Raw genomic sequence first — 23,170 nt, forward strand, 5'->3', positions numbered from 1 at the left:
GAATTTGTAGGAGTGGTGATTTGCAGGAGGCTCTCGCCTTTTTTATCGGCAGCGAAAGTCTGCTTGTGGGAACCATAATTCCATTTTTGTTTGTGCTGACTGTCGTCGTTTTTGTACACGAAATGGGCCACTATCTCGTGGGGCGCTGGTGTGGCATTGGTGCGACGGCATTTTCTATTGGTTTTGGTCCTGAACTGGTTGGCTTCACCGATAAACACGGTACGCGCTGGAAGCTTTCGGCGATTCCTCTTGGCGGTTATGTTAAGTTTATTGGCGATGAGGATGCGAGCAGTTCACCTGTTGGTGTCGATATGTCGAAACTGTCCGCTGATCAGCAGAGCAGAGCTTTTCCGGCCCAGCCTGTTTGGAAGCGTGCGGCGACTGTCTTTGCTGGCCCTGCCTTCAATATCATTTTGACCATTATAATCTTCAGCGTATTTTTTGCGCTGTATGGCCGACAAGTTGCTGATCCGCTTGTTGCGGGTGTCCAGCCGAATAGTCCCGCGGCTGCTGCCGGCTTTGCGCCGGGAGATCGCTTTGTCAGTGTTGATGGCCAAAAGATCACAACATTTTCTGATGTTCAGAGAATCGTTTCCGGGCGTTCGGGGGACGAGCTGAGTTTCACCGTTGAGCGCGATGGAAAGATGGTGGATCTGAAGGCCACTCCGTCGTTGGTTGAGCGTACCGATCCCCTTGGCAACAAAATCAAGATGGGTGCCATTGGCGTCGAAACTACACAGGAAGTCGGAAATTTCCGTCGCATTGAATATGGACCGCTCGAATCAGTCGGGCAGGCGATTGTAGAAACCGGTCACATTATCAGTCGGACAGGCGAGTTTTTTAAGCGTTTCGCTGTTGGCCGTGAAGACAAGTGCCAGCTTGGTGGCCCGGTGAAAATTGCCAATATGGCTGGAAAAGCAGCAAGCCAAGGCTTTGACTGGCTCGTTCAGTTGATGGCGATGCTTTCGGTTGGGATCGGGCTCCTCAACCTGTTTCCGCTACCGCCACTGGATGGTGGGCATCTGGTTTTCTACGCTGTTGAAGCAATCAAGGGCAGTCCGGTTTCGGTTGGTGCGCAGGAGCTTTTTTATCGTGTAGGATTCCTCGTTGTTATGGGCTTCATGGGGTTTGTGCTTTTCAATGACCTATTTGCCTGCTAGATCACTTCTCGAATATCTGGCGGGAAATTGGGGCACGCTACAAAATTGATGTGACTCTAACCGAATAACGCCTCTGCTGCTAAAAGCGGTGCAGAGATGTTAAACAGAAATGAACATTGGGAGTGAGGACTGGAAAAGCGTAGCGTTTTGTTTACCATAACTATTAAATCGCGTGGCATCGATGCCACGCTGATTGTTTAAGTAAACAGATTTTAACCGCGACGCTTGCTTGTATGGAAAAACCGGCTATTACGGTTGTATCTATACGTGCATTTCTGGGAAAATCGCCCCGGGGACAGAAAGAAACGAAGGTTCGGAAAGCCTATGACGGCAAGTTCTAAATTCTTTGGCGCCGCTTCAGCGCTCGCTATGTCGGTCGCTCTTGTAGCTTCGGGTAGTGCAGCGCTGTCTCTGGCATCGGTCACTGCTGCTGAGGCTGCTGTTGTTAACCGCATTGAAGTTCGCGGCAATGGTCGCGTTGACGCTCAGACGGTTCGCGACAATATCGGTATTCAGCCGGGCAAAGCTTTCAACAGCAATGACATTGATGAAGCTGTAAAGCGTCTCTATGCCATGGGTCTGTTCTCTGATGTTCGCATCAATCAGTCCGGCAGCACGCTCGTCGTTCATGTCAATGAACGTCAGGTCGTCAATAATGTCCTGTTCCAGGGTAACAAGAAGATCAAGGATCCTGATCTGGCTCGTGCCGTTCAGCTCAAAGCGCGTTCGCCTTATGATGCTGCGACGATGGAAGCCGACAAGGAGGCCATCAAGGGTGCATATGCGCATATCGGTCGTAGCGACGCGATCGTAAATGCACGCACTGTTGATCTCGGTCAGGGCCGCGTCAATGTGGTTTACGAAATCACAGAAGGTGGTCGTACCAAGATCGCTGACATTAATTTTGTCGGTAACAATGCCTATGGTTCGCGTCGTCTGCGCGATGTCATCTCCACCAAGCGTTCGAACCCGCTGTCGTGGCTGACCCGCAACGACGTTTATGATGAAGGTCGTTTGCAGGCTGACGAAGAAGCGCTGCGTCGGTTCTATTATAATCGCGGTTATGCAGATTTCCGTGTTTTGTCTTCGAATGCGACACTCGATCCTTCAACGAACGAATACACGATCACCATCAATGTTGATGAAGGTAATCGCTACAACTTCGGCGACATTTCGGTTGAAAGCACTGTTGAAGGTGTTGATACACAGGCTCTCAACGGTCTCGTAAAGACACGTTCGGGCAAGCATTACAGCGCCAAGGAAGTTGAAGATTCTGTCGCTGCGATCACAGAAAACGTAGCCGGAAGCGGCTATGCTTTTGCCAAGGTTGAGCCGCGCGGTGATCGTAATTTCGAAAACAACACGATTTCGGTTGTTTATAGCGTTGATCAGGGTCCACGCGCTTATGTTGAGCGTATTGAAATCCGTGGCAATGATAAGACCCGCGACTATGTCATTCGTCGTGAATTCGATGTGAATGAAGGTGATGCCTTCAATCAGTTCATGGTTCAGCGTGCGAAGCGCCGTCTCGAAGCTCTGGATTTCTTCCAGACAGTGAATATCTCGACTGCTCCAGGTGCAGAGCCTGATCAGGTTATCCTGATTGTGGATGTGGTTGAAAAGTCGACTGGTGAATTTTCTATCGGTGGTGGTTATACAACCGGCGGTGATTCTCCCGGTGCGCAGGTCGAAGCTGCTATTACTGAACGCAACTTCCTTGGACGTGGTCAGTTTGTTCGTATCAGTGCAGGTGCTGGTCAGGATCAGATGCGCAACTACGCGTTGTCGTTCACTGAGCCTTACTTCCTCGGCTACCGCATGTCGGCTGGTTTCGACGTATTCCGCCGTTCATACCGCGTAAGCAGCGGTGGTCGTTATGATGTTGAGCAGACAGGCGGAACGATTCGTTTCGGCCTTCCGATCACAGATAACTTCTCTGCCGGTATTGCTTATAACCTCGTGCAGGAAAAGTATAAGCTTGATAGGCTTGATAGCACTGGTGAGCCAGACCCCGCTTACTACGCGCCAGCTTTGATTGAGGCGGCAGAAAATAGCCCTTGGCTTCGTTCTTCCATCAGTTACTCTCTGACCTATAACTCCATCGATGATATGAAGAACCCGCATGATGGTATTTATGCGAAGTTCAATCAGGAGTTTGCAGGTCTCGGTGGCGATGCGAAGTACATCAAGACCACTTTCAAGGGTAATTACTATCAGACGCTTGCTCAGGAAGCCGATATCGTCGGTATGCTGGGTGTCGGTGGTGGCTATATCCACGAATTCGGTAATGATGGCGTCCGTATCTTCGATTTGTTCAAGAATAATTCGGATATGATCCGTGGCTTCAAGTTCAACGGTATTGGCCCATACCAGGATGCTGGAAACGGCAATCGCTACTGGCTCGGTGGTACGACTTACATGAATGCGACTGCTGAAGTGCAGTTCCCGATGCCATTGGTTCCGGACAGTCTCGGTATTCGTGGTGCCGTGTTTGCAGATGCAGCAACGCTTTATGGCAACAATACGCCTAATATTTCCGGCGACGACAAGAAGATTCGTTCTTCGGTCGGTGTCAGCTTGATGTGGGCGTCGCCATTCGGTCCTCTGCGTTTTGACTATGCAGTCCCGGTTTCGAAAGCTGATTCCGATAAGGTTCAGAATTTCAACTTCGGCGTTTCGACCAAGTTCTAATAGATTTGCCTTTTCCCGGGGCAGACATGCCCCGGGCAAGAAAGTGCTTTGATGGCAGATCCCATTTTCTTCAAGCCTTCTCGTGAACTCACGATTGGCGATATTGCAGATTTTACCGGTGCAAGCCTTCGCAATCCGAAGCTTGCACCGCGTTCTGTTGCACGTTTGGCATCTTTGAGTGATGCAAGCGATGATGCGCTTGTTTTTGTCGATGGCAAAAGGAATGCAGCGGCTCTTTCCGGCATGAAAGCCGCTGGCGTCTTGTGTTCGGACGATGTTGCTGACAGTGTTCCGGCTGATATTGCTGTACTGGTCACCAAAAATCCGCAGCGTGATTTTTCTTCCGTTGGACGTATGCTTTTTCCTGTTTCGGTGCGGCCTGAGAGCTGGCTGGGTGAAACAGGTATTTCGTCCTCTGCCTTTATTCATCCCTCCGCGAAAATTGAAGCTGGTGCGACTATTGAAGCCGGGGCTTCTATTGGAAAAAATGTCAGTATTGGCTCCGGGACACTGATTGCATCCACAGCTGTTATTGGCGAAGGCTGCCAGATTGGACGCGATAGTTATATTGCGCCCGGTGTGACTATTCAGTTTGCGATGATTGGTAATCGTGTCTCGTTGCATCCGGGCGTACGTATCGGGCAGGATGGTTTTGGATATGTTCCGGGACCGCGTGGTCTTGAAAAAGTGCCGCAGCTCGGCCGTGTCATTCTTCAGGATGATGTAGAAATTGGTGCGAATACAACGATTGATCGCGGCGCCTTGAGCGATACTTTCATCGGTGAGGGTACCAAGATCGATAATCTGGTGCAGATAGCACATAATGTACGGTTTGGCAGGTTCTGTGTTGTCGCTGCGCATTGCGGCATTTCGGGAAGTTGCGTGATCGGCGATCAAACAATGCTTGGTGGCAGCGTAGGGCTTGCCGATCATGTGGTTATCGGTTCGCGCGTGCAGATTGCTGCGGGAAGCGGCGTTATGAATGACATACCCGATGGCGAGCGTTGGGGGGGCGTCCCTGCTCGACCAATAAAGCAGTGGTTCCGCGATATCGCAAATATTCGGAGCATCGGGAAACCCAAGAAGGAGCACTCCTCTGATGAGTGAAGCTAATCAGAAGCTGGAAACCGCGGACATTCAGGCTGTTTTGCGCGCGCTCCCGCACCGTTATCCGTTTTTGCTGATCGATCGTATTATCAATATTGACGGTGATCAGTCGGCGACGGGCATCAAAAATGTTACGATTAATGAGCCGCATTTTACCGGCCATTTTCCCGACAAACCAATCATGCCCGGCGTTCTGATCATCGAGGCCATGGCGCAAACAGCGGGTGCAATTACAGTTCTCAAAAATGGTTCTGATGCGCCAAGCCTTGTTTATTTCATGACAATCGACAAAGCCAAGTTTCGTCGGCCAGTAGTTCCAGGTGATCAGCTTCACCTTCACGTGAAGAAGATTAAACAACGCGGAAATATTTCTAAATATGAATGCGTGGCGGAAGTTGATGGTGTAAAGGTTGCCGAGGCTGAAGTCGCCGCTATGGTTGGCGTAGCCGAAGAGAAGGCATGAGTACCTCAATGAAGGAAACTTTTATCCACCCTACCGCTCTCGTAGAGTCGGGTGTGGAACTTGGGCAGGGCGTATCCGTCGGTCCTTTTTGTCACGTACAGTCTGGCGCCGTTATTGGCGATAATTCTGAACTGATGAGTCATGTCGTGATCAGCGACGCTGTTCGTCTTGGCGCTAACGCCAAGGTGTATCCGCATGCTGTTCTGGGTTGCGACCCACAGAACGGTAAGCACAAGGGTGGTCCGACGACGCTTGTCGTCGGTGAGAATTGCCTTGTGCGTGAAGGCGTCACCATGCATCGCGGTTCAGATAGCAGCCGTGGTTACACGAGTGTTGGCAATAACTGCCAGTTTCTCGCTTATGCTCACGTCGCGCATGATTGCGATGTGGGTGATCATGTCACGTTTGCCAATAACGTCATGATTGGCGGCCATGTTGAAATCGGTCATCATGCGATTCTCGGCGGCGGTTCGGCTGTTCATCAGTTCACGCGTGTTGGTCATCATGCTTTTGTTGGGGGTATGGCGGCGCTGGCCCATGATCTCATTCCTTACGGCAGTGCGATCGGCAACCATGCTTATCTTGGCGGTTTGAACATAATCGGAATGAAGCGTTCCGGTATGCAGCGCAAGGATATTCATAATCTGCGCCATGCAGTCCATATGTTGTTTGATCGCACCAAGCCAGTACGTGAGCGTGCACAGGACGTCTTGAAAGCCATCCCTGATTCTGATGAGGTGGCTGATCTTATCTCCTTCATTCTAGTGGAAAATAAGCGCGCTTATTGCACGCCGCCGCTTGGCTCATCGGTAGGTGGAGCGATGGATGACGGTGACGACGATTGATAGCGCGAAGAACGCCGTAAAGTGCCAACGCACAGCCATTATTGCTGGCAATGGCCTTTTGCCCATTAAAGTGGCTGAAGCTCTGAAGGCGGACGGAAATCCGCCTTTTATGCTTCCACTGCGTGGTGAGGCCGATACCTCGCTCTATGAGTATGAACATCAGGAAATTGCAGCGATTGATTTTGGTATGCTCATCCGTGCCATGCGGTCGGCTGGCGTCACTCAAGTTGTCCTTGCCGGTGGTCTTCGTAATCGTCCGCATCTGAGTGATCTCAAACTCAATCTTCCGACGATCAGGGCCGTGCGCTATGTTCTGACCGCACTTGGTCAGGGCGATGATGCGTTACTGCGTGCTTTCATGCGTCTGCTTGAGCGCTATGGCTTCAAGATGGTTGGAGCGCACGAGGTTGTTCCTGATCTTTTGTCACCGACACCGCCAAGAGTGATCACGCGTCTGACGCCTGATTCTCGGGAGCGCCGGAATGTTGTGCTTGCGATGGAGGCCGCGCTTCGTCTTGGTGAACTGGATGTCGGGCAGGGCGCAATTGCTGCCGGTGGCCGCGTCGTGGCGCTCGAAGGTGCAGAAGGCACTGACGAAATGATCGAGCGTGTTTACGCGCTTCGTATGTCAGGTCGTATTCCAAAACGTGGCGGCGTACTTGTCAAGATGGCCAAGCCGCGCCAGGATGAGCGTGCCGATCTGCCGGCAATCGGCGTCTCAACTGTGGACAATGCAGCCCGTGCTGGCTTGTCCGGCATTGCAATAGAAGCTGGCCGCACTTTCATTCTGGGCCTTGGTGAAACCATGGCAGCAGCCAATGAAAAAGGCCTTTTCATCGAGACGATCAGTCGAAACCAAAGGGATTTAGCACGTTGAGCAAAACCAGTCGGCCATTGAAAATTGCGATCGTGGCCGGAGAGGAATCAGGCGATCTGCTCGGTGCTGATTTGATAGATGCTCTTCGTGGTCAGACAGATCGGCTTGTCGATATTGTCGGTGTTGGAGGCGATCATCTTGCCGAACGTGGATTAAAAACGTTTTTCGATCCGCATGAAATAGCACTCATGGGCCTCGGTGCAATTCTTAAGAATCTGCCTGGTCTCATCCTGCGCATCCGGCAGACTGCAAGGCGGATCGTTGCTGAAAAGCCCGATTGCGTGCTGCTGATAGATAGTCCGGATTTCACGCATCGGGTTGCAAAGAAAATCCGTGCGGCTGATCCGTCAATTCCCATTGTAAAATATATAGCGCCAAGTGTCTGGGCCTGGCGTCCGCAGCGTGCAAAAGCGATGCGTGCCTATGTCGACCATGTGCTGACGGTGTTGCCGTTTGAAGTCGAAGTCATGAAACGACTTAACGGACCGCAATCGACTTATGTCGGCCATCGCCTCAGCAGCTATGCACCGATTGTGAAAATACAGGCTACGCAGCGCGCTGCTGAAGCGCAACGCTGGCCTGATGGTGCACGTTGTCTGCTATTGCTTCCGGGATCTCGCCGTGGCGAAATCCAGACGCTTATGGAACCCTTCGGCAAGGCTGTAGAAGAGCTGTCAAAGCGTGTCGAAAAGCTTGAGGTCATTCTACCTACATTGCCGCGCGTTGAGGAAATGGTGCGTGAGCTTTCCAAGGATTGGGCCGTGAAGCCGCTTATCGTGACCGGAGATGAAGCCAAGTGGGATGCCTTTGCACGTGCAGATGCAGCACTGGCCGCGTCGGGTACGGTTTCACTGGAGCTTGCGCTGTCGCGCATCCCGACCATTTTGTCTTACAAGGCTGATTGGTTTGCACGCCAGTTTTTACTGTCCAAGATTACGATCTGGAGCGCAGCTCTTCCGAATATAATCGCTGACGAACCGGTGGTGCCTGAGTTTTTCAATGAATCGGTACGGCCGGGCAATCTCGCTCGTTACGTCGACAAGCTTATGCAGAAAACGCCGTCGCGGCAGGCGCAGCTTGATGGCTTTGACAAAGTGATATCAATTATGGCCACTGACCGACCTTCTGGTGAGATCGGAGCAAAGGTCTTGCTCGATTTGGCTGAAAACGGCAGGAAACGCTAAATTCAAAAATCAGAACAAACAAAAACCCCGGTACTTTGCCGGGGTTTTCTTCATTCCGATTTTGATTACTTGCGCTTTGCGACTGGCACGTAATCGCGTTCTTGTGCACCAGTATAAAGCTGGCGCGGACGGCCAATCTTCTGCTGTGGATCTTCGATCATTTCCTTCCACTGAGCGACCCAGCCGACCGTGCGGGCGAGGGCGAACAGAACCGTAAACATTTCGGTTGGGAAGCCGAGAGCCTTCAGTGTGATACCGGAATAGAAGTCGATATTTGGATAAAGCTTCTTTTCGATGAAATATTCATCGGTCAGAGCGATTTTTTCGAGTTCGAGAGCGACGTCGAGAAGCGGATCGTCCTTGATGCCAAGTTCGCTAAGAACTTCATGGCAGGTTTTCTGCATGATCTTGGCGCGCGGATCGTAGTTTTTGTAAACGCGATGGCCGAAGCCCATCAGACGGAACGGATCGTTCTTGTCCTTTGCGCGGGCAATGAATTCCGGAATGCGGTCAACAGAACCAATTTCCGCCAGCATGTTGAGTGCTGCTTCATTGGCACCGCCATGCGCAGGACCCCAGAGACATGCAACGCCAGCAGCGATACATGCAAATGGGTTTGCACCTGAAGAACCAGCAAGACGAACGGTCGATGTCGAAGCGTTCTGTTCGTGGTCAGCGTGCAAGATGAAGATGCGATCCATAGCGCGCGCCAGAACTGGATTAACCTTGTATTCTTCGCAAGGCACACCAAAGCACATGTGCAGGAAGTTCGACGCAAAATCGAGGTCGTTCTTCGGATACATGAATGGCTGGCCGATATGGTACTTATAAGCCATTGCAGCAAGGGTAGGCACCTTGGCGATCAGGCGGATCGAAGCAACCATGCGCTGATGCGGATCGGTAATATCGGTCGAGTCGTGATAGAATGCCGACATTGCGCCGACGCAGCCGACGATGACGGCCATTGGATGCGCATCACGACGGAAACCGGTGAAGAACTTCGTCATCTGCTCATGGATCATGGTGTGACGGGTCACACGATAATCGAAATCGGCCTTCTGGGTCGCCGTAGGCAGTTCGCCATAAAGTAGAAGGTAGCAGGTTTCAAGGAAGTCACCATGTTCAGCTAGCTGATCAATCGGATATCCACGATACAGCAACACGCCTTCATCGCCGTCGATATAGGTGATCTTGGATTCGCAAGAAGCGGTTGAAGTGAAGCCTGGATCGTAAGTGAAAGCGTGGGCATTCTTATAAAGTGGACCGATATCAACGACATCCGGCCCGACAGTGCCTTGTCGTACAGGCAGGTCAAACGTTTTGCCGTCGAGGGTAAAGCTAGCTGTCTTATCTGACATCGTGTTTCCTTTCGTGTCCACTTTGCCGCCCGCGCGGCGGCTGAATTTTAATCGTCGTTATAACTTGTCTTTTGTAACATCTATGTGTTGCCCGCCAACGCGGGAAACGACATTATTTTATCTGTTGCCCGTTCTCGTAGAAGAACGAAATTTCAACGCATTATCCAAACGATTTCGCCCGCCAAACTATCCCAATGATTTTGCGATGCAATGCGTATTTTGGTCTAATTAAGTCAGTTTTGTCACGTCAGCGTGAATGCTAACAGTTCAAACGATTTGATCTTTTATGCGTGCAAGTGACTCTTCACGGCCAAGCACAAAAAGTACATCGAATACACCTGGAGATGTAGCGCGGCCTGTAAGGGCAGCGCGCAGTGGTTGTGCTACCTTGCCAAGCTTCAGACCTACGGCTTCTGCATGCGCACGAACAGCCGCATCAAGCGCGTCTACAGTCCATTCAGTAACTGACTCCACATGTGGAAGGACAGCTTTCAGAACTTGGCGACCTTCGTCATTGAGCAGGGACGCGGCCTTTTCGTCAAATGCAAGCGGACGTTTTGCGAAGATGAATTTCGCACCATCGACAAGTTCAACCAGTGTCTTTGCGCGATCTTTAAGACCGGGCATTGCGGTAAGCAGCTGAGCGCGACCCTTTTCATCAAGGGAAGCTTGCAGTTCTTTGCCGCCTTCGATTTCCGGCAATACGGCGATCAGTGCATCAAAGAGAGCCTTGTCGTCGCTGGCGCGCATGTAAAGGCCATTGATCGCTTCGAGCTTCTGGAAATCAAAACGTGCAGCCCCTTTGTTGATGTCAGTGACGTCAAACCACTCGATCATTTGTTCGGTCGACATGATTTCGTCATCGCCATGACTCCAGCCCAGACGGACGAGATAGTTGCGAAGTGCTTCTGGCAGATATCCCATGGCGCGATAGGCATCAACGCCCAGCGCGCCGTGGCGCTTGGAGAGCTTGGCGCCGTCTGCACCATGAATGAGCGGGATATGCGACATTTGGGGGACTTCCCAGCCCATCGCATCATAAATCACGGTCTGCCGCGCAGCGTTGGTCAGATGGTCATCGCCGCGGATAATGTGGGTGACGCCCATATCGTGGTCGTCGACGACAACTGCGTGCATATAGGTCGGTGTACCGTCGGAACGCAGGATGATGAAATCATCAAGGTCTTTGTTCGGGAAGCGAACATCACCCTGAACAGCGTCGCGCACAAGGGTTTCACCTTCTCTCGGAGCCTTGATTCGAATAACGGGCTTTACGCCTGCAGGTGCCTCGGAAGGGTCTCGGTCACGCCAGCGGCCATCATAGCGCGGCGGACGGCCTTCAGCGCGTGCCTTTTCGCGCATTTCCTCAAGCTCCTCCGGCGTTGCGTAGCAATAATAGGCTTTGCCATTGGCAACAAGTTCTTCGGCCACTTCACGGTGACGTGGAGCACGCTCAAATTGGGAAATTGCATCGCCATCCCAATCAAGACCAAGCCAATTCAGGCCGTCCAGAATTGCTGCTGTGGCGGCATCGGTGGAGCGTTCGCGATCTGTATCTTCGATGCGCAGCAGCATCTTGCCGCCGGTGTGCTTTGCATAAAGCCAATTGAAAAGAGCCGTTCGAGCTCCGCCAATATGCAGATAACCCGTGGGTGAAGGGGCAAAACGGGTGACGACCGGTTTCGACATGACAGCTCCACTGTGTCAGAGCCTCGTTGGACTGCGGCAGGACGCCGAAGGCGAGGCAGAATTAGACTATATAGCGCCCGTTTGATTGTATTCTACAGGCAATCGGGGTTCTCGACGCGAACCCTCTCGATTTTGGCTGGCGTTCATGTAGCATAGGTAGCACAGTGCGCAAGGGCTTGACGTCCCTTTCGCAAAGATCCGGTATTCTTCTTTAGATTAGCGGTGAGCACTTTTGCAGTCAGGCGGGGGCATGACGGGCGCAAGGGAAGCACAGGAGATCAGTGAACGGGCATTTGTCAAAGACATGCCCGAAGGATTGACCCGTGCTTTGATGCCTGCTCCGTGGCGTGCGAACGCTCTCGAAGAAATCCGCCCTGCCGCACTTCCAAAGCGAGTTCTAAGGCCTTCTGAACGCGCGCGCGCGTTATTAGCCGCCGCGTGGTTAAATCTGAGCCAAGCTCTGAGTCGGGAGGTAGGGCGCGGGATATTTTTCCTTCTGTTTCCCGTGATGATGGGTGTGGGAGCAGTTATCTATTTCACGCTTTCCTTCGAGCCTGACTGGGTGCCGCTTCTTTCGACCCTGACAGCGGTCTTTATATTGCGTTTTTTTGTGCGCAAACGCTTCTTGTTATCGCAATTGCTGACGCTCGTCATAGCTCTACAGCTCGGCATGATAGCCGGGAAATTCGAAACTGAGCGACGAAGCACGCAATTGTTGGGTTCAGAGGTTACAACGCGCGTTATTGGGCGAGTGGCTGGTCTCGAATATCGCGACAATGGCAGCTGGCGTGTGACGCTTGATCTGCTTGAAACGCAGAGGCCGAAGCTTCGCTACGCACCGCAACGCATCCGCATTACTGCGCGCGATATACCGGCCAAGACGAAGATTGGTAGCGGCCTAACCGGCTTTGCGCGCCTGAGGGTACCTTCGGGACCTGTGCGGCCGGGAAATTACGATTTTGCCTTCCATGCTTATTTCGGCGGTATCGGCGCTAATGGCTTCTTTCTCGGAACACCAAAGATTGCCGACGTGTCAGGACCAACCGACATGACGGCAAAAATTGCCAGTTCCATTGCTCAACTACGTGTGCATGTTTCGGAACGTATTGCGGAAGTGCTCTCTGGTGAGGATGGCAGTGTTGCCGCAGCGCTTATTGCCGGTGAGCGAGCAGGGATCAGCGAAGAAACGAATGAGGATCTGCGCAAGGCAGGTCTGGCGCATATCTTGTCGATTTCCGGCCTACATATGGTGCTGGCCGCCGGCGTTGTGATGATGGCGTTGAGATCGCTGTTTGCTCTGATGCCGGGGTTTAGCGCCCGATATCCGGTCAAAAAGTTTGCGGCTTTTCTCTCGCTTCTAAGCTGCACATTCTATCTGGCCATGTCGGGTGCGGATGTTGCGGCACAGCGCAGTTACGTCATGATTGTCGTGATGCTCTGCGCATTGCTGGCTGACCGTGCTGCCATCAGTATGCGCAATCTTGCGATTGCGTCTGTTGCGATGATCGCAATTTCACCGCATGAGATTCTTGGGCCAAGCTTTCAAATGTCTTTTTCCGCAACTGCTGGCTTGATCGCTGCATTTGCCTGGTGGAGTGACAGGAAAGCACGCAATCAAACGTCTCGCGAAAATCGGCGTGCTGTGCCGCGTGGGTTTCTATCCAAAATGCTCGTTCCAGCGGTGGCGACGGGAGCAACATCGATTGTTGCCGGTGTAGCAAGTGGCATCTTTGCCGCCTATCATTTCAACAATACCGCACCCTTAGGCCTGGTCGGGAACGTATTGGCCTTGCCGGTTATCTCGATCCTTGTGATGCCCTTTGCAGTGCTGAGCTTGGTGTTGATGCCATTGCAGCTTGATTGGCTACCACTACAGATTATGGGATTTGGCGTCCTATTAGTCAGGCATATAGCGAGTTTGGTTGCTAGCTTTTCTCCTGACGGCAATCCGGGCGTCATGCCTGCAAGCACGCTTATCCTCTGGACTGTAGCGCTTGTTATCGCGGTTGTTTCCACGACATGGTTGCGATGGCTGGCTTTACCCTTTGTTATTACTGGTCTTTTCGTTTTTATACGAACGCCATTGCCGGATATTCTCGTTAGCGAGGATGCAAAATTTGTAGCCGTGCGCCTACCCGATGGCAATTTTGCCGCAAATCGCAGCAGGCCGCCAAAATTCACAGGTCAAAACTGGCAGACTGCCTATCTGATCGAAACGTTTATTCCGCCGCAGATTGTAAAAAAGCAGAAGCCGGTATCCACCAATGATGCGTTTGTCTGCGAAGAGGGAGTTTGTACCATTCCTCTACGAGACGGGCGAATGTTTGCCTATACTGCGCAAGAGGAGATGAAGGATATTGCCTGCAATATTGGCGAGATTGTCGTTCTTGCGATAGCAAGCAAAAACCTCAATTGCCCGCGCTCCGATGTTTTACTGATCGACCGGCAGGAACTCGCTCTCAAAGGAACCCTTGAGCTCAGGCTTGGGAAACGTTTATCATCAGACGCGAGTGCATCAGCCAGATCAGCGAAACATGATCACAGCAAAGACGATAAAATCTATCGTTTTGCAGTCATCCAACCACGAAACTTAGCTGGCTATTCTGATAGTCTCAGCTTCGCAGTGGATGCGCCTACGCGGCCATGGCACCTGCATCGTCTGTATTCGAGAGCGGCACGAGGATTACCGGATCGCGAACATCAGAAGAAGTCTCGCAACGATCAATCTTCTGATTTTCAGGCGGCTCCCGACTTTAAGGAGACGACAGAGCCGCTCTGATTTAAAATGACAAAACCTCTATCGCTGCTTCCAACCAATACTAAAACTGTAAGTGCTAGTAACGCCGGATCAGGCCGATTAGTTTACCCTGCACGCGCACACGATCGGGGCCGAAAATGCGGGTTTCGTAAGCCGGATTCGCTGCTTCCAAGGCAATGGAAGCGCCTTTGCGGCGAAAACGCTTCAAAGTTGCTTCTTCATCATCGACCAGTGCGACGACGATTTCACCCGGATTGGCTGTATCACCGCGCTTAATGATCACTGTGTCGCCATCAAAAATACCGGCGTCGATCATCGAATCGCCTTTGACTTCCAAAGCGTAGTGTTCACCGGAGCCCAGCATTTCTGGAGGAAGGCTCAGTGAGTGTGTCTGATTCTGGATTGCCGAGATCGGCACACCGGCAGCTATGCGTCCCATCATGGGTACAGAAACCATTGTGGAGGAATCATTCTCCGCAATAACTGGAGTTGGGCGCGTCGGCGGAGGAGGGGGAGCTTTGCCGAGGCTTCCTTCGATGACGCTCGGAGCGAACTTCTTTTGAGAGTTCAAGCCCGGTGCTATCGAATCTGGTAAACGAAGCACCTCCAGCGCGCGCGCCCGATTAGGAAGCCTGCGGATAAAGCCGCGTTCTTCCAAGGCCGTGATGAGACGATGAATGCCTGACTTAGAAGCCAGATCAAGAGCTTCTTTCATTTCGTCAAAGGACGGAGGGATGCCCGTCTCTTTAAGACGTTCATGAATGAACAGCAGAAGTTCGTGCTGCTTACGGGTTAACATGCGCTACACCCTCCAGACCAGAATCAAATAAAAACAAAACCAGAACGAACACTATATGTTCCAGTCTTGTTCTGCAATGGTTTTAAAATGATTAATGAGGTTTGGAATTAATACCGTTCGTTACAACATTAATATCGCGCAAGAATCACCGATAGCCGCAGCGGGTGCATTTTCTTCTCTGATCAACAGCGCATTGGAGCCCACAAGAGCAGAAAGCATTGAAGAATCCTGAACTGGACATGGCTTGGCAATCAATGTTCCGTCGATTGCCTTCTCAACGGTCGCACGAACAAAGTCCCTGCGGTGATCGTTCGCACTCATTGGCTGACCAAATTTCGCGGGGCGAATATCTGTAGCTAAATCAATGCCTGATAGCTTCGCCACCAGTGGACGCAGAAATATCAGACTACAGACGAGGCTTGAAACCGGATTGCCCGGTAAGCCGATGACATGCACCGTCTTGCCTGAAACTGTCTTGCGGCCATACATCAACGGTTTTCCCGGGCGCATAGCGATTTTCCAGAAGGCGAGATCGACGCCGCAATTCTGCAAAGCCCCGTGAACGTAATCGCGGTCTCCAACCGACGCGCCACCGATCGTTACTAGAACATCGACGCCATCTTTGAGCGCTGCGCTGATTGCCGATTCGATCTTTGCGGGGTCGTCGTTGATGATGCCCATATCTTCAGGCTTACCGCCTGCGCGGCGGACAATTTCGGCGATGCCGACGCTGTTGGAAGCGACAATTTGGTCAGGGCCGGGAACTGTACCGGGTGGGACAAGTTCGTCGCCAGTTGCCAATATTGCAATGCGGGGCTGTTTGAAAACGGAAATGGCTGCGTTGCCACTGGCCGCAGCAAGGGAAAGTGCCGGGGCGTCGAGTGCTTTTCTCTTTGGAAGAATCACATCTCCGGGTGCGAAATCGAGGCCCGCGCGACGAATGTGGCGGCCTTTATAGAGTCCGTGCCGGATTGTTAGCCTGTCGCCGGAACGTTCCGTGTCTTCCTGAATAACGATGCTATCTGCGCCTGCTGGCATTGGTGCGCCGGTGAAAATGCGGACCGCCTGACCTTCGCTCAGCTGCCCGTCGAAACGCTTACCGGCTGCTGATTCGCCAATTATGGTCAGTTCAAGCGGATAGCTGATGTTTTCAGGTGCGATCAGCGCATAGCCATCCATGGCAGAGCAGTCAAAGGGAGGTTGCAGAAGGTGAGCTTTCACAGGTTCCGCAACAACACGTCCACCGGCTGAAGTCAAAGGAACCTGCTCGAAACCGTGTGGCTCTGCCAAGCTCAGGATACGTGCAAGGGCTTCATCGACAGGAAGCAGGGACATACTTTTTCCTCTCGTGCGAAAACTTAGGTTTTCCAGTCGCCTGATTTACCACCACTCTTTGCGGAAACACGAATATCGGTAATTTCCATGTGGCGATCAACGGCCTTTGCCATGTCATAGATGGTTAGGCAGGTGACTGATACGGCAGTCAACGCTTCCATTTCAACCCCGGTGCGGCCTTTCAGCTTCGCAGTTGCAAAGACGCGCAGGCCGGGAAGCGATTGGTCCGGTTCAATGTCCACCGAGACCTTTGTCAGCATCAATGGGTGGCAAAGCGGGATGAGGTCGGCGGTTTTCTTCGCAGCCATAATACCAGCCAGACGGGCCGTACCGATAACGTCGCCTTTGGCGGCATCGCCTTTCAGAATGAGTGCCAGAGTTTCCGGCTTCATTCTGACGGCACCTTCAGCGGTTGCCTGGCGCTCAGTCTCAGCCTTGTCGCCGACATCGACCATATGGGCGGCGCCAGTCTGGTCGATATGGGTGAGTTTGGCTGTCATGACTTAAACCTCGCCGGTCAGAAGTTCGCGAGTTGCCTGAGCAACATCATCCTTGCGCATCAGGCTTTCTCCGATGAGAAATGTGCCGATATCCGACTTCTCAAGGCGCAAGCAATCATCATGGGTGAATATGCCGCTTTCGCCGACCAGAAGATGGTCGGAAGGCACCATCTTTGCGAGGCGTTCGGAGACAGCAAGATCGACTTCAAATGTGCGCAGATTGCGATTGTTGACGCCAACGAGGCGCGAAGAAAGCTTCAGCGCGCGTTCGGTTTCTTCTTCGTCATGGACTTCAATGAGGGCATCCATACCGAGTTCAAAAGCGGTTTCTTCGAGCGCTTTGGCCAGATCATCGTTGACGCTTGCCAAAATGATGAGAATGCAATCCGCACCCCAGCTGCGCGCTTCATAGACCTGATAGGTGTCGAAGAGGAAATCCTTGCGCAAGGCGGGCAGCGAGCAGGCATTGCGTGCTGCTGTCATAAACTCCGGTGCGCCCTGAAAAGATGGCGTATCCGTGAGAACGGAAAGGCAGGCTGCACCGCCATCTTCATAAGCCTTGGCCAGCGCTGGCGGATCAAAATCAGGGCGGATAAGACCCTTGGAAGGGCTTGCCTTCTTGATTTCAGCAATGAGCGCGAACTTATTGGCGGAGCGTTTGGCTTCCAGTGCTTTGAGAAAACCGCGTGTTGCGGGCTGATCTTTTGCCTGTGCCTTCACTTCGTTAAGTGGAAGACGCGCCTTGGCAGCGGCGATCTCGTCACGCTTATAGGCTTCGATTTTCCGCAAAATGTCGGTGGACATGGTTTGATCCTTTCCGTCAGAGCGGATTATCGTTTGATACGGCGATGACCTTTTGCAGAACGGCCAAAGCTGCTCCGCTGTCGATTGAGTGTGCCGCAAGGGCAATGCCGTCTTTTAAGTCTTTTGCCTTGCCTGAAATCACCAGTGCTGCGGCAGAGTTCAAGAGCACAATATCGCGATAGGCATTCTGTGCGCCTTCAAGAACGCCAAGCAATGCCTTTGCGTTAACTTCGGCATCTCCGCCTTTAAGTTCCGACATGTCGACACGACGCAGGCCAACATCTTCCGGTGTAATCTCAAAGGTGCGGATTGTGCCGTCCTCAAGCGCTGCAACCTTTGTGGTGCCAGCCGTGGTCATCTCATCGAGACCGTCGCCATAGACCACCCAGGCAGTTTCAGAACCCAGTTCTTTGAGAACCTGAGCCAGAGGTTCGACCCATTCCGCCGAGAAAACGCCAACCAGCTGCCGCTTGACGCTTGCCGGGTTTGAAAGAGGGCCCAGCAGATTGAATATTGTGCGGGTGCCGAGTTCGACACGCGATGGGCCGACATGACGCATCGCAGAATGGTGCATCGGCGCAAACATGAAGCCAAGACCAGCTTCGCTGATACTGCGGCCAATCGTGTCAGCATCGGCTTCGATGTTCACACCGAGGGCCGCCAGTGCATCCGCTGCACCAGACTTGGAAGAAAGCGCACGATTGCCGTGCTTTGCGACCGGAACGCCTGCGCCCGCTACAACAAATGCGGAGCAGCTTGAGACATTGTAGGAACCGGACTGATCTCCGCCAGTGCCGACAATATCCACGGCATCATCAGATGCCGAGACAGGCAGCATGCGGGAGCGCATGGAAGAGACAGCACCGGCAATTTCCGGCACTGTTTCACCGCGAACACGCAGAGCCATCAGGAAGCCACCAATCTGCGAAGGGGTGGCCTGACCGGACATCATAATGTCGAATGCTGCTTTGGAATCCTCAAACGACAGAGGTGTGCCGGCGGCAGCCTTGGCGATATAGGGTTTTAAGTCAGCCATTCTTTTCTGTCCGCCGCTTATCAGAATGCCAGCGCGTTGTTGATGGCAGTCTGGTTGATTTTGACTGGATACTGCTTCTGCAACTCTCCAACGAGTTGCTCAAGAACATCATCTGTGAGCGTACTTGCAAGGTAGGTTTGCTGCTGTTCGGTAATTGCTTCAGGACCTGCGGCAGTCGGCTCAGTCACTTCAATTACCTTGAACAGAAGCTGTCCGTCATTTGATACGGCGCCAGCGGTGCCGGTATGGTTAAGCGGACCACGGAATACCTGTGCCGTTGCGGCAGAGCCAAAATCCGCATCATTGGTGTTACGAGTGATGCCGCGTTTCGTCTGCTTTTCAACGCCAGCTGCTTGAGCGATTGCATCGAGTGTTTCACCGCCGTCAAGACGTTTTTTCAGTTCAGCCATGCGGTTATTGAGACGCTTGATTGCTTCTTCACCCTTCCATGCCGCTATAACCTTGTCCTTGACTTCATCGAGAGTGCGGTCACGGGCGGGGGTTGTTCCATCAACCTGATACCAGAGATAACCCGAGTTCCCGAGCGTCAGTGCATCATTGTCAAAACCCTGATCAGCCTGGAATGCGGCGGCAAGAAGCGCTTCCGAGTTTGGCAGCTCAAGGGCTTTACCGGCTGGATCATTGCCTTCATCGTCCACTGCTTCAATCGTTACAGCTTTGAGGCTCAGACCCTTGGCAACGTCTGCCATGCTTGCGCCTTCAGAACGCTGTTGTTCGTATGAATCGTGAATACCATTAATGCTGCTGATTGCGATATTGGTCGCTACAGTGTCACGAATTTCTTTTTCAACATCTGCGAGTTCTTTTACATTAGCCGGATTAATCGCCGTAACGCGCAGGATAACCGGGCCGAACGCGCCCTTTACAACATCGCTGACGCCACCTTCGCTAAGTGCAAATGCTGCATCTGCAATAGCGGAATCAGGAAGAGCGGTCTTTTCGAGAGTTCCGAGAACGAGATCATTCTCGCTCTTACCCTGTTCCTTGCCAATGTCGAGAAAACTGGTGCCAGCTGCGATTTTTTCATGTGCGGCTTTGGCGGCTGCTTCATCGGCAAAATTGAGCTGCTCAATTGTACGGGTTTCAGTAGTGCTGAAACGGCCTTTGTTTTTTTCGTAATATTCTTTGATTTCGTCCTGTGTGACAGCGGCTGGATCGGCAATATCCGAAGGTTCAAGCTTCACATAGGTAATCTTGCGATATTCAGGAGCTTTGTATTCGTCTTTGTGCTCTTCGAAATAAGTTTTAAGCGCTTCTTCAGATGGGGCAGGGACCGCATCGGCTTTTTCAGCCGGAATTGTAATGTAATCGGCGCTGCGGCTTTCACCCTGATAAAGAGCCAGTGCTTTCAGCATCGTGGCTGGCATTTTCAGGCCATCAGTCGAGGCTTCAACAATTTGCTGGCGACGCGCGACCTTTGCACGATTGTCGAGATAGTCCTGTGGGCGAATGTTCGACTGACGCAGAACTGCATCAAACTGGGCGCGGCTGAAATTGCCGCTCGCATCCTGAAATGACGGGTCTTCGCCTGTAAGGCGTGCAATCCCATCCTTTGAAAGGCCGAGTTGCATGTTGCGGGCCTGTTCGTCCAAAACTACGCCAGCCGCAAGCTGCGCTAGAACCTGTTGGTCGACGCCAAGCTGCTGGGCCTGTTCCCGATTAAGACGTTGACGGAACTGCTGCGAAAGACGCATCAACTGCTGCTCATAGGCAAAACGGTAGTCCGATGCACTGACTTTTGAGCCGCCAGCACTGATTGCTGAGTCAACTTCCATTTCTCCCTGGAAAGCATCCGTAATACCCCAAGCCGCGAAGCTGAGGACAAGCAGGCTAAGAAGAAGCTTAGCGACCCAGGATTTGGCGGCATCACGCATACTGTCGAGCATTGGAAACCCTTTAAGAACAAAACAAAGCCCGGCTATCTTTAGAGATAAGCCTTGAGAGGGGATAACCTTAAGAAAGGTTCTGATGCAAGTTCTCATTGTGTGCAGAGCACCAAGAACATTGCATTGCTGTGCGAATACGCTTAGTCAGTGGCAAAATTTGGCGCTGCTTGCATATTGTTGAGCGGTTTGCTGTCATTCAAGGCGAGGAGAATGAAATGACTCCGGGAATCCGTCCGCTGGTTGCTGGCAACTGGAAAATGAATGGTACGGGAGAATCTCTGACCGAACTGCGCGCGATCGCTGCAGGTCTGAGTTCTGATCTTGGCCGTAAACTTGATGCGGTGATCTGCGTTCCGGCAACATTGCTTTCACGCGCGGCTGAAACGCTGGAAGGCGAAACAGTTGGTCTTGGCGGTCAGGACTGCCATTCAAAAGTATCTGGCGCACACACAGGTGATGTTTCGGCACAGATGCTCAAAGAGGCCGGTGCCACTCACGTCATTCTTGGCCATTCGGAGCGTCGTACGGATCATCGGGAATCCAGCGAGCTGGTACGTGGCAAGACCGAAGCCGCCTGGACTGCTGGGCTTGTTGCAATTGTTTGTGTTGGCGAAACAGCTGATGAACGCAAGGCAGACCGCACTCTCGATATTATTGGTGATCAGCTTGCAGCTTCTCTTCCGGAGGGTGTGAAGGCTGAAAACATGATTGTTGCCTATGAGCCTGTATGGGCTATCGGCACAGGTTTGACACCAACTGTTCAGGATGTTCGCGCAGCCCATGCATTTATGCGTGAAAAGCTGACAGAGCGTTTTGGTGCAAGCGGCGCGCATCTGCGCCTTCTTTATGGTGGGTCAGTGAAAGCATCGAATGCAATGGAACTGCTTGGTGTTCCTGATGTTGATGGCGCATTAGTTGGCGGGGCCAGCTTGAAAGCAGCTGATTTCCTCGCCATATGCGAAACTTATCGTAATCTGTGATGCGTATCCGCGTCCTTTAACTATATCGGGCGCGGGGCTTGGATTATCACACAATAGAGTGTAAAGAGCCGCTCTATCTATTTGTATCATCGCTGACCGGGCGAAAATCCATTGTTCCTTCCGGTTAAGCATTAGTTCAGAGATATAAAGACCTTAACCTATGCAGACCATAGTCATTGTCATTCATTTGTTGATCGTTCTGGCGCTTGTTGGCGTTGTGCTTATCCAGCGTTCCGAAGGCGGTGGCCTTGGTATAGGCGGTGGTTCGGGCTTCATGACGGCACGCGGCGCGGCTAATGCGCTGACCCGCACAACAGCTATTCTTGCGATTGGCTTCTTCGCCACTTCGCTTGCTCTCGGTATCATGGCCCGTTATGGCGAAAAGCCAACCGACATTCTGAACCGTATTCCTGCGGCTGGCAGCACGCAAAATGCTCCTGCTGGTGGAGCAGGTACTGGCGGTGGTATTCTTAATCAGCTGGGTGGTGAATCTTCACGCACCAATGGAGCTGAAACGCCTGCTTCGGGTGAAGCACCAGCACAGCCTGACAGCACTCAGCCACAGGCTCCACAGGTTCCAAGTTCGCAGTAAGCTTAATCTGCAACGACAAATTTTCGAAGAGGCCGATCCCTTAATGGGGTCGGCCTTTTTATTTCGGTAATATCCACCCAAAGTGTTGCAGGCAGGCAATAGCGATGATTGAATCGTTATGCGTGTGTGTCGTTGTTAATTGAGTAACGATTCTGATTATATTATTGGAGACTAAGAGCCGTGCACAATGCGGCGTCGGAATTTCTCCTACAGCTTGAGTCTTCGGGATCAGATTATGTCCTCACGTTTAATTTTGATGGCGGGTATCGCAAGCCTTTGCATCGGTTTTTCTGCTCCGGGCTATGCGGCCGGTGCTGCTGGTGCGGAAGCTGAACTGGATGCAGCCGCCGTCGGTGTTCAGCAGGTCGCAATGGCAAGTGATGCCAAAGCAAAGCCTGCTAAGAAGAAAAAGAAGAGCGCTTCAAACGCAGGTGCTGCGAAGAAGGTCGGCCTTAACCGTTACAACATCGACCCACGCTATCAGGCGCAAACGGTATCCTTCTCCGGCTATGAGCCAGGTACGATCGTTATCGATCCTTCGAAATATTTTCTCTACCTCGTAGAGAGTGCTGGCACAGCACGTCGCTACGGCATCGCAGTCGGTAAAGTCGGCCTTGAGTTCAAGGGAACCGCAACCATCAACGCAAAGCGCGAATGGCCACGCTGGATTCCGACCAAAGAAATGATCGAACGTAATCCATCTCAGTATGGTCGCTACAAGAATGGCATGGATGGTGGTCCGGGCAACCCGCTCGGTTCGCGCGCCATGTATCTGTTTCAGGGCAGCAAGGATACATATATCCGTATTCATGGCACCACTCAGCCATGGACAATCGGCAGCCCAGCTTCAAACGGTTGCTTCCGCATGACAAACGATGACGTCATGGATCTTTATGATCGTGTCGGCATGGGCGCAAAAGTCGTCGTTCTCTGATTATTTGTTGAAATACCCGAAAGGCCGGGATTTTCCCGGCCTTTTTTCGTGCGCGTGTAATCAATGGAATTTCACGCTGCGAGCCGATTGAACTTGGTGGAAGCGTCCGGTTCTCCTATAGGGAGAGACTGATCGGACGTGAATTTGATGG

The 23,170-nt window shown here is 52.2% G+C and carries 19 protein-coding genes; 11 read left to right on the forward strand and 8 right to left on the reverse strand.

What is annotated here, in order from left to right; translation table 11 throughout:
* Positions 1–20 precede the first annotated feature (20 nt).
* The 7 genes from rseP (at position 21) to lpxB (ending at position 8,327) form a co-directional block, all read left to right on the forward strand.
* A complete protein-coding gene (gene rseP / locus H5024_RS06920; protein ID WP_187544725.1) occupies positions 21–1,160 on the forward strand; it encodes an RIP metalloprotease RseP in 1,140 nt (379 codons plus the stop codon).
* A 324-nt stretch (positions 1,161–1,484) separates the two neighbouring features.
* Positions 1,485–3,851: an outer membrane protein assembly factor BamA gene (gene bamA, locus H5024_RS06925; RefSeq protein WP_187544728.1), complete on the forward strand. Its 2,367-nt coding sequence runs from the start codon at positions 1,485–1,487 to the stop codon at positions 3,849–3,851.
* Between the two features lie 51 nt (positions 3,852–3,902).
* Complete coding sequence (gene lpxD, locus H5024_RS06930) at positions 3,903–4,958, forward strand: UDP-3-O-(3-hydroxymyristoyl)glucosamine N-acyltransferase (protein ID WP_187544730.1); 1,056 nt, start codon at positions 3,903–3,905, stop codon at positions 4,956–4,958.
* On the forward strand, positions 4,951–5,421 hold the full coding sequence (gene fabZ / locus H5024_RS06935) for a 3-hydroxyacyl-ACP dehydratase FabZ (RefSeq protein ID WP_187544732.1): 471 nt from the start codon (positions 4,951–4,953) through the stop codon (positions 5,419–5,421). Before lpxD ends, fabZ begins: the two co-directional genes overlap by 8 nt.
* 8 nt (positions 5,422–5,429) lie before the next feature.
* The gene (gene lpxA, locus H5024_RS06940) at positions 5,430–6,266 is read left to right on the forward strand and encodes an acyl-ACP--UDP-N-acetylglucosamine O-acyltransferase (RefSeq protein WP_187546679.1); all 837 of its coding nucleotides are present in this window, start codon (positions 5,430–5,432) and stop codon (positions 6,264–6,266) included.
* A complete protein-coding gene (locus tag H5024_RS06945) occupies positions 6,247–7,143 on the forward strand; it encodes an LpxI family protein (protein ID WP_187544735.1) in 897 nt (298 codons plus the stop codon). The genes lpxA and H5024_RS06945 overlap by 20 nt, the downstream gene beginning before the upstream one ends.
* On the forward strand, positions 7,140–8,327 hold the full coding sequence (lpxB, locus tag H5024_RS06950) for a lipid-A-disaccharide synthase (protein WP_187544738.1): 1,188 nt from the start codon (positions 7,140–7,142) through the stop codon (positions 8,325–8,327). Before H5024_RS06945 ends, lpxB begins: the two co-directional genes overlap by 4 nt.
* 65 nt (positions 8,328–8,392) lie before the next feature.
* On the opposite strand, the gene gltA is transcribed toward lpxB, so the two are convergent.
* Positions 8,393–9,685: a citrate synthase gene (gltA, locus tag H5024_RS06955; RefSeq protein WP_187544740.1), complete on the reverse strand. Its 1,293-nt coding sequence runs from the start codon at positions 9,683–9,685 to the stop codon at positions 8,393–8,395.
* A gap of 267 nt (positions 9,686–9,952) precedes the next feature.
* Entirely contained in the window at positions 9,953–11,374 is a 1,422-nt protein-coding gene (gene gltX / locus H5024_RS06960; RefSeq protein WP_187544743.1) for a glutamate--tRNA ligase, read from the reverse strand.
* Positions 11,375–11,624: 250 nt separating this feature from the next.
* On the opposite strand from gltX, the gene H5024_RS06965 reads away from it, so the two are divergent.
* Positions 11,625–14,153, forward strand: coding sequence for a ComEC/Rec2 family competence protein (locus H5024_RS06965; RefSeq protein WP_187544745.1), 2,529 nt, complete (start codon positions 11,625–11,627; stop codon positions 14,151–14,153).
* Between the two features lie 55 nt (positions 14,154–14,208).
* Here the strand turns inward: H5024_RS06965 and lexA are convergent, their stop codons facing one another.
* The 6 genes from lexA to H5024_RS06995 form a co-directional block, all read right to left on the reverse strand.
* Positions 14,209–14,931: a transcriptional repressor LexA gene (lexA, locus tag H5024_RS06970; protein WP_187544747.1), complete on the reverse strand. Its 723-nt coding sequence runs from the start codon at positions 14,929–14,931 to the stop codon at positions 14,209–14,211.
* 120 nt (positions 14,932–15,051) lie between these two features.
* Positions 15,052–16,266 (reverse strand): gephyrin-like molybdotransferase Glp, encoded by a 1,215-nt coding sequence (glp, locus tag H5024_RS06975; protein ID WP_187544749.1) that lies wholly within the window; start codon positions 16,264–16,266, stop codon positions 15,052–15,054.
* Between the two features lie 23 nt (positions 16,267–16,289).
* On the reverse strand, positions 16,290–16,766 hold the full coding sequence (gene moaC, locus H5024_RS06980) for a cyclic pyranopterin monophosphate synthase MoaC (RefSeq protein ID WP_187544751.1): 477 nt from the start codon (positions 16,764–16,766) through the stop codon (positions 16,290–16,292).
* A 3-nt stretch (positions 16,767–16,769) separates the two neighbouring features.
* A complete protein-coding gene (gene trpC, locus H5024_RS06985) occupies positions 16,770–17,570 on the reverse strand; it encodes an indole-3-glycerol phosphate synthase TrpC (protein WP_187544754.1) in 801 nt (266 codons plus the stop codon).
* Positions 17,571–17,586: 16 nt separating this feature from the next.
* A complete protein-coding gene (gene trpD, locus H5024_RS06990) occupies positions 17,587–18,606 on the reverse strand; it encodes an anthranilate phosphoribosyltransferase (RefSeq protein ID WP_187544756.1) in 1,020 nt (339 codons plus the stop codon).
* Positions 18,607–18,626: 20 nt separating this feature from the next.
* Positions 18,627–20,513, reverse strand: a complete 1,887-nt coding sequence (locus H5024_RS06995) for a peptidyl-prolyl cis-trans isomerase (protein ID WP_187544758.1) — start codon at positions 20,511–20,513, stop codon at positions 18,627–18,629.
* A gap of 215 nt (positions 20,514–20,728) precedes the next feature.
* Here H5024_RS06995 and tpiA point away from each other — a divergent pair, with 215 nt between their 5' ends.
* From tpiA to H5024_RS07010, 3 genes are all read left to right on the forward strand, one after another.
* The gene (gene tpiA / locus H5024_RS07000) at positions 20,729–21,493 is read left to right on the forward strand and encodes a triose-phosphate isomerase (protein ID WP_187544760.1); all 765 of its coding nucleotides are present in this window, start codon (positions 20,729–20,731) and stop codon (positions 21,491–21,493) included.
* 160 nt (positions 21,494–21,653) lie between these two features.
* On the forward strand, positions 21,654–22,085 hold the full coding sequence (secG, locus tag H5024_RS07005; RefSeq protein WP_187544762.1) for a preprotein translocase subunit SecG: 432 nt from the start codon (positions 21,654–21,656) through the stop codon (positions 22,083–22,085).
* A gap of 235 nt (positions 22,086–22,320) precedes the next feature.
* Positions 22,321–23,019 carry a L,D-transpeptidase gene (locus tag H5024_RS07010; protein WP_187544764.1) on the forward strand — a complete coding sequence of 233 codons (699 nt, stop codon included), beginning with the start codon at positions 22,321–22,323 and terminating at the stop codon, positions 23,017–23,019.
* The last annotated feature ends 151 nt before the right edge of the window (positions 23,020–23,170 follow it).

Source organism: Ochrobactrum sp. Marseille-Q0166, from assembly GCF_014397025.1.
Classification (GTDB): Bacteria; Pseudomonadota; Alphaproteobacteria; order Rhizobiales; family Rhizobiaceae; genus Brucella.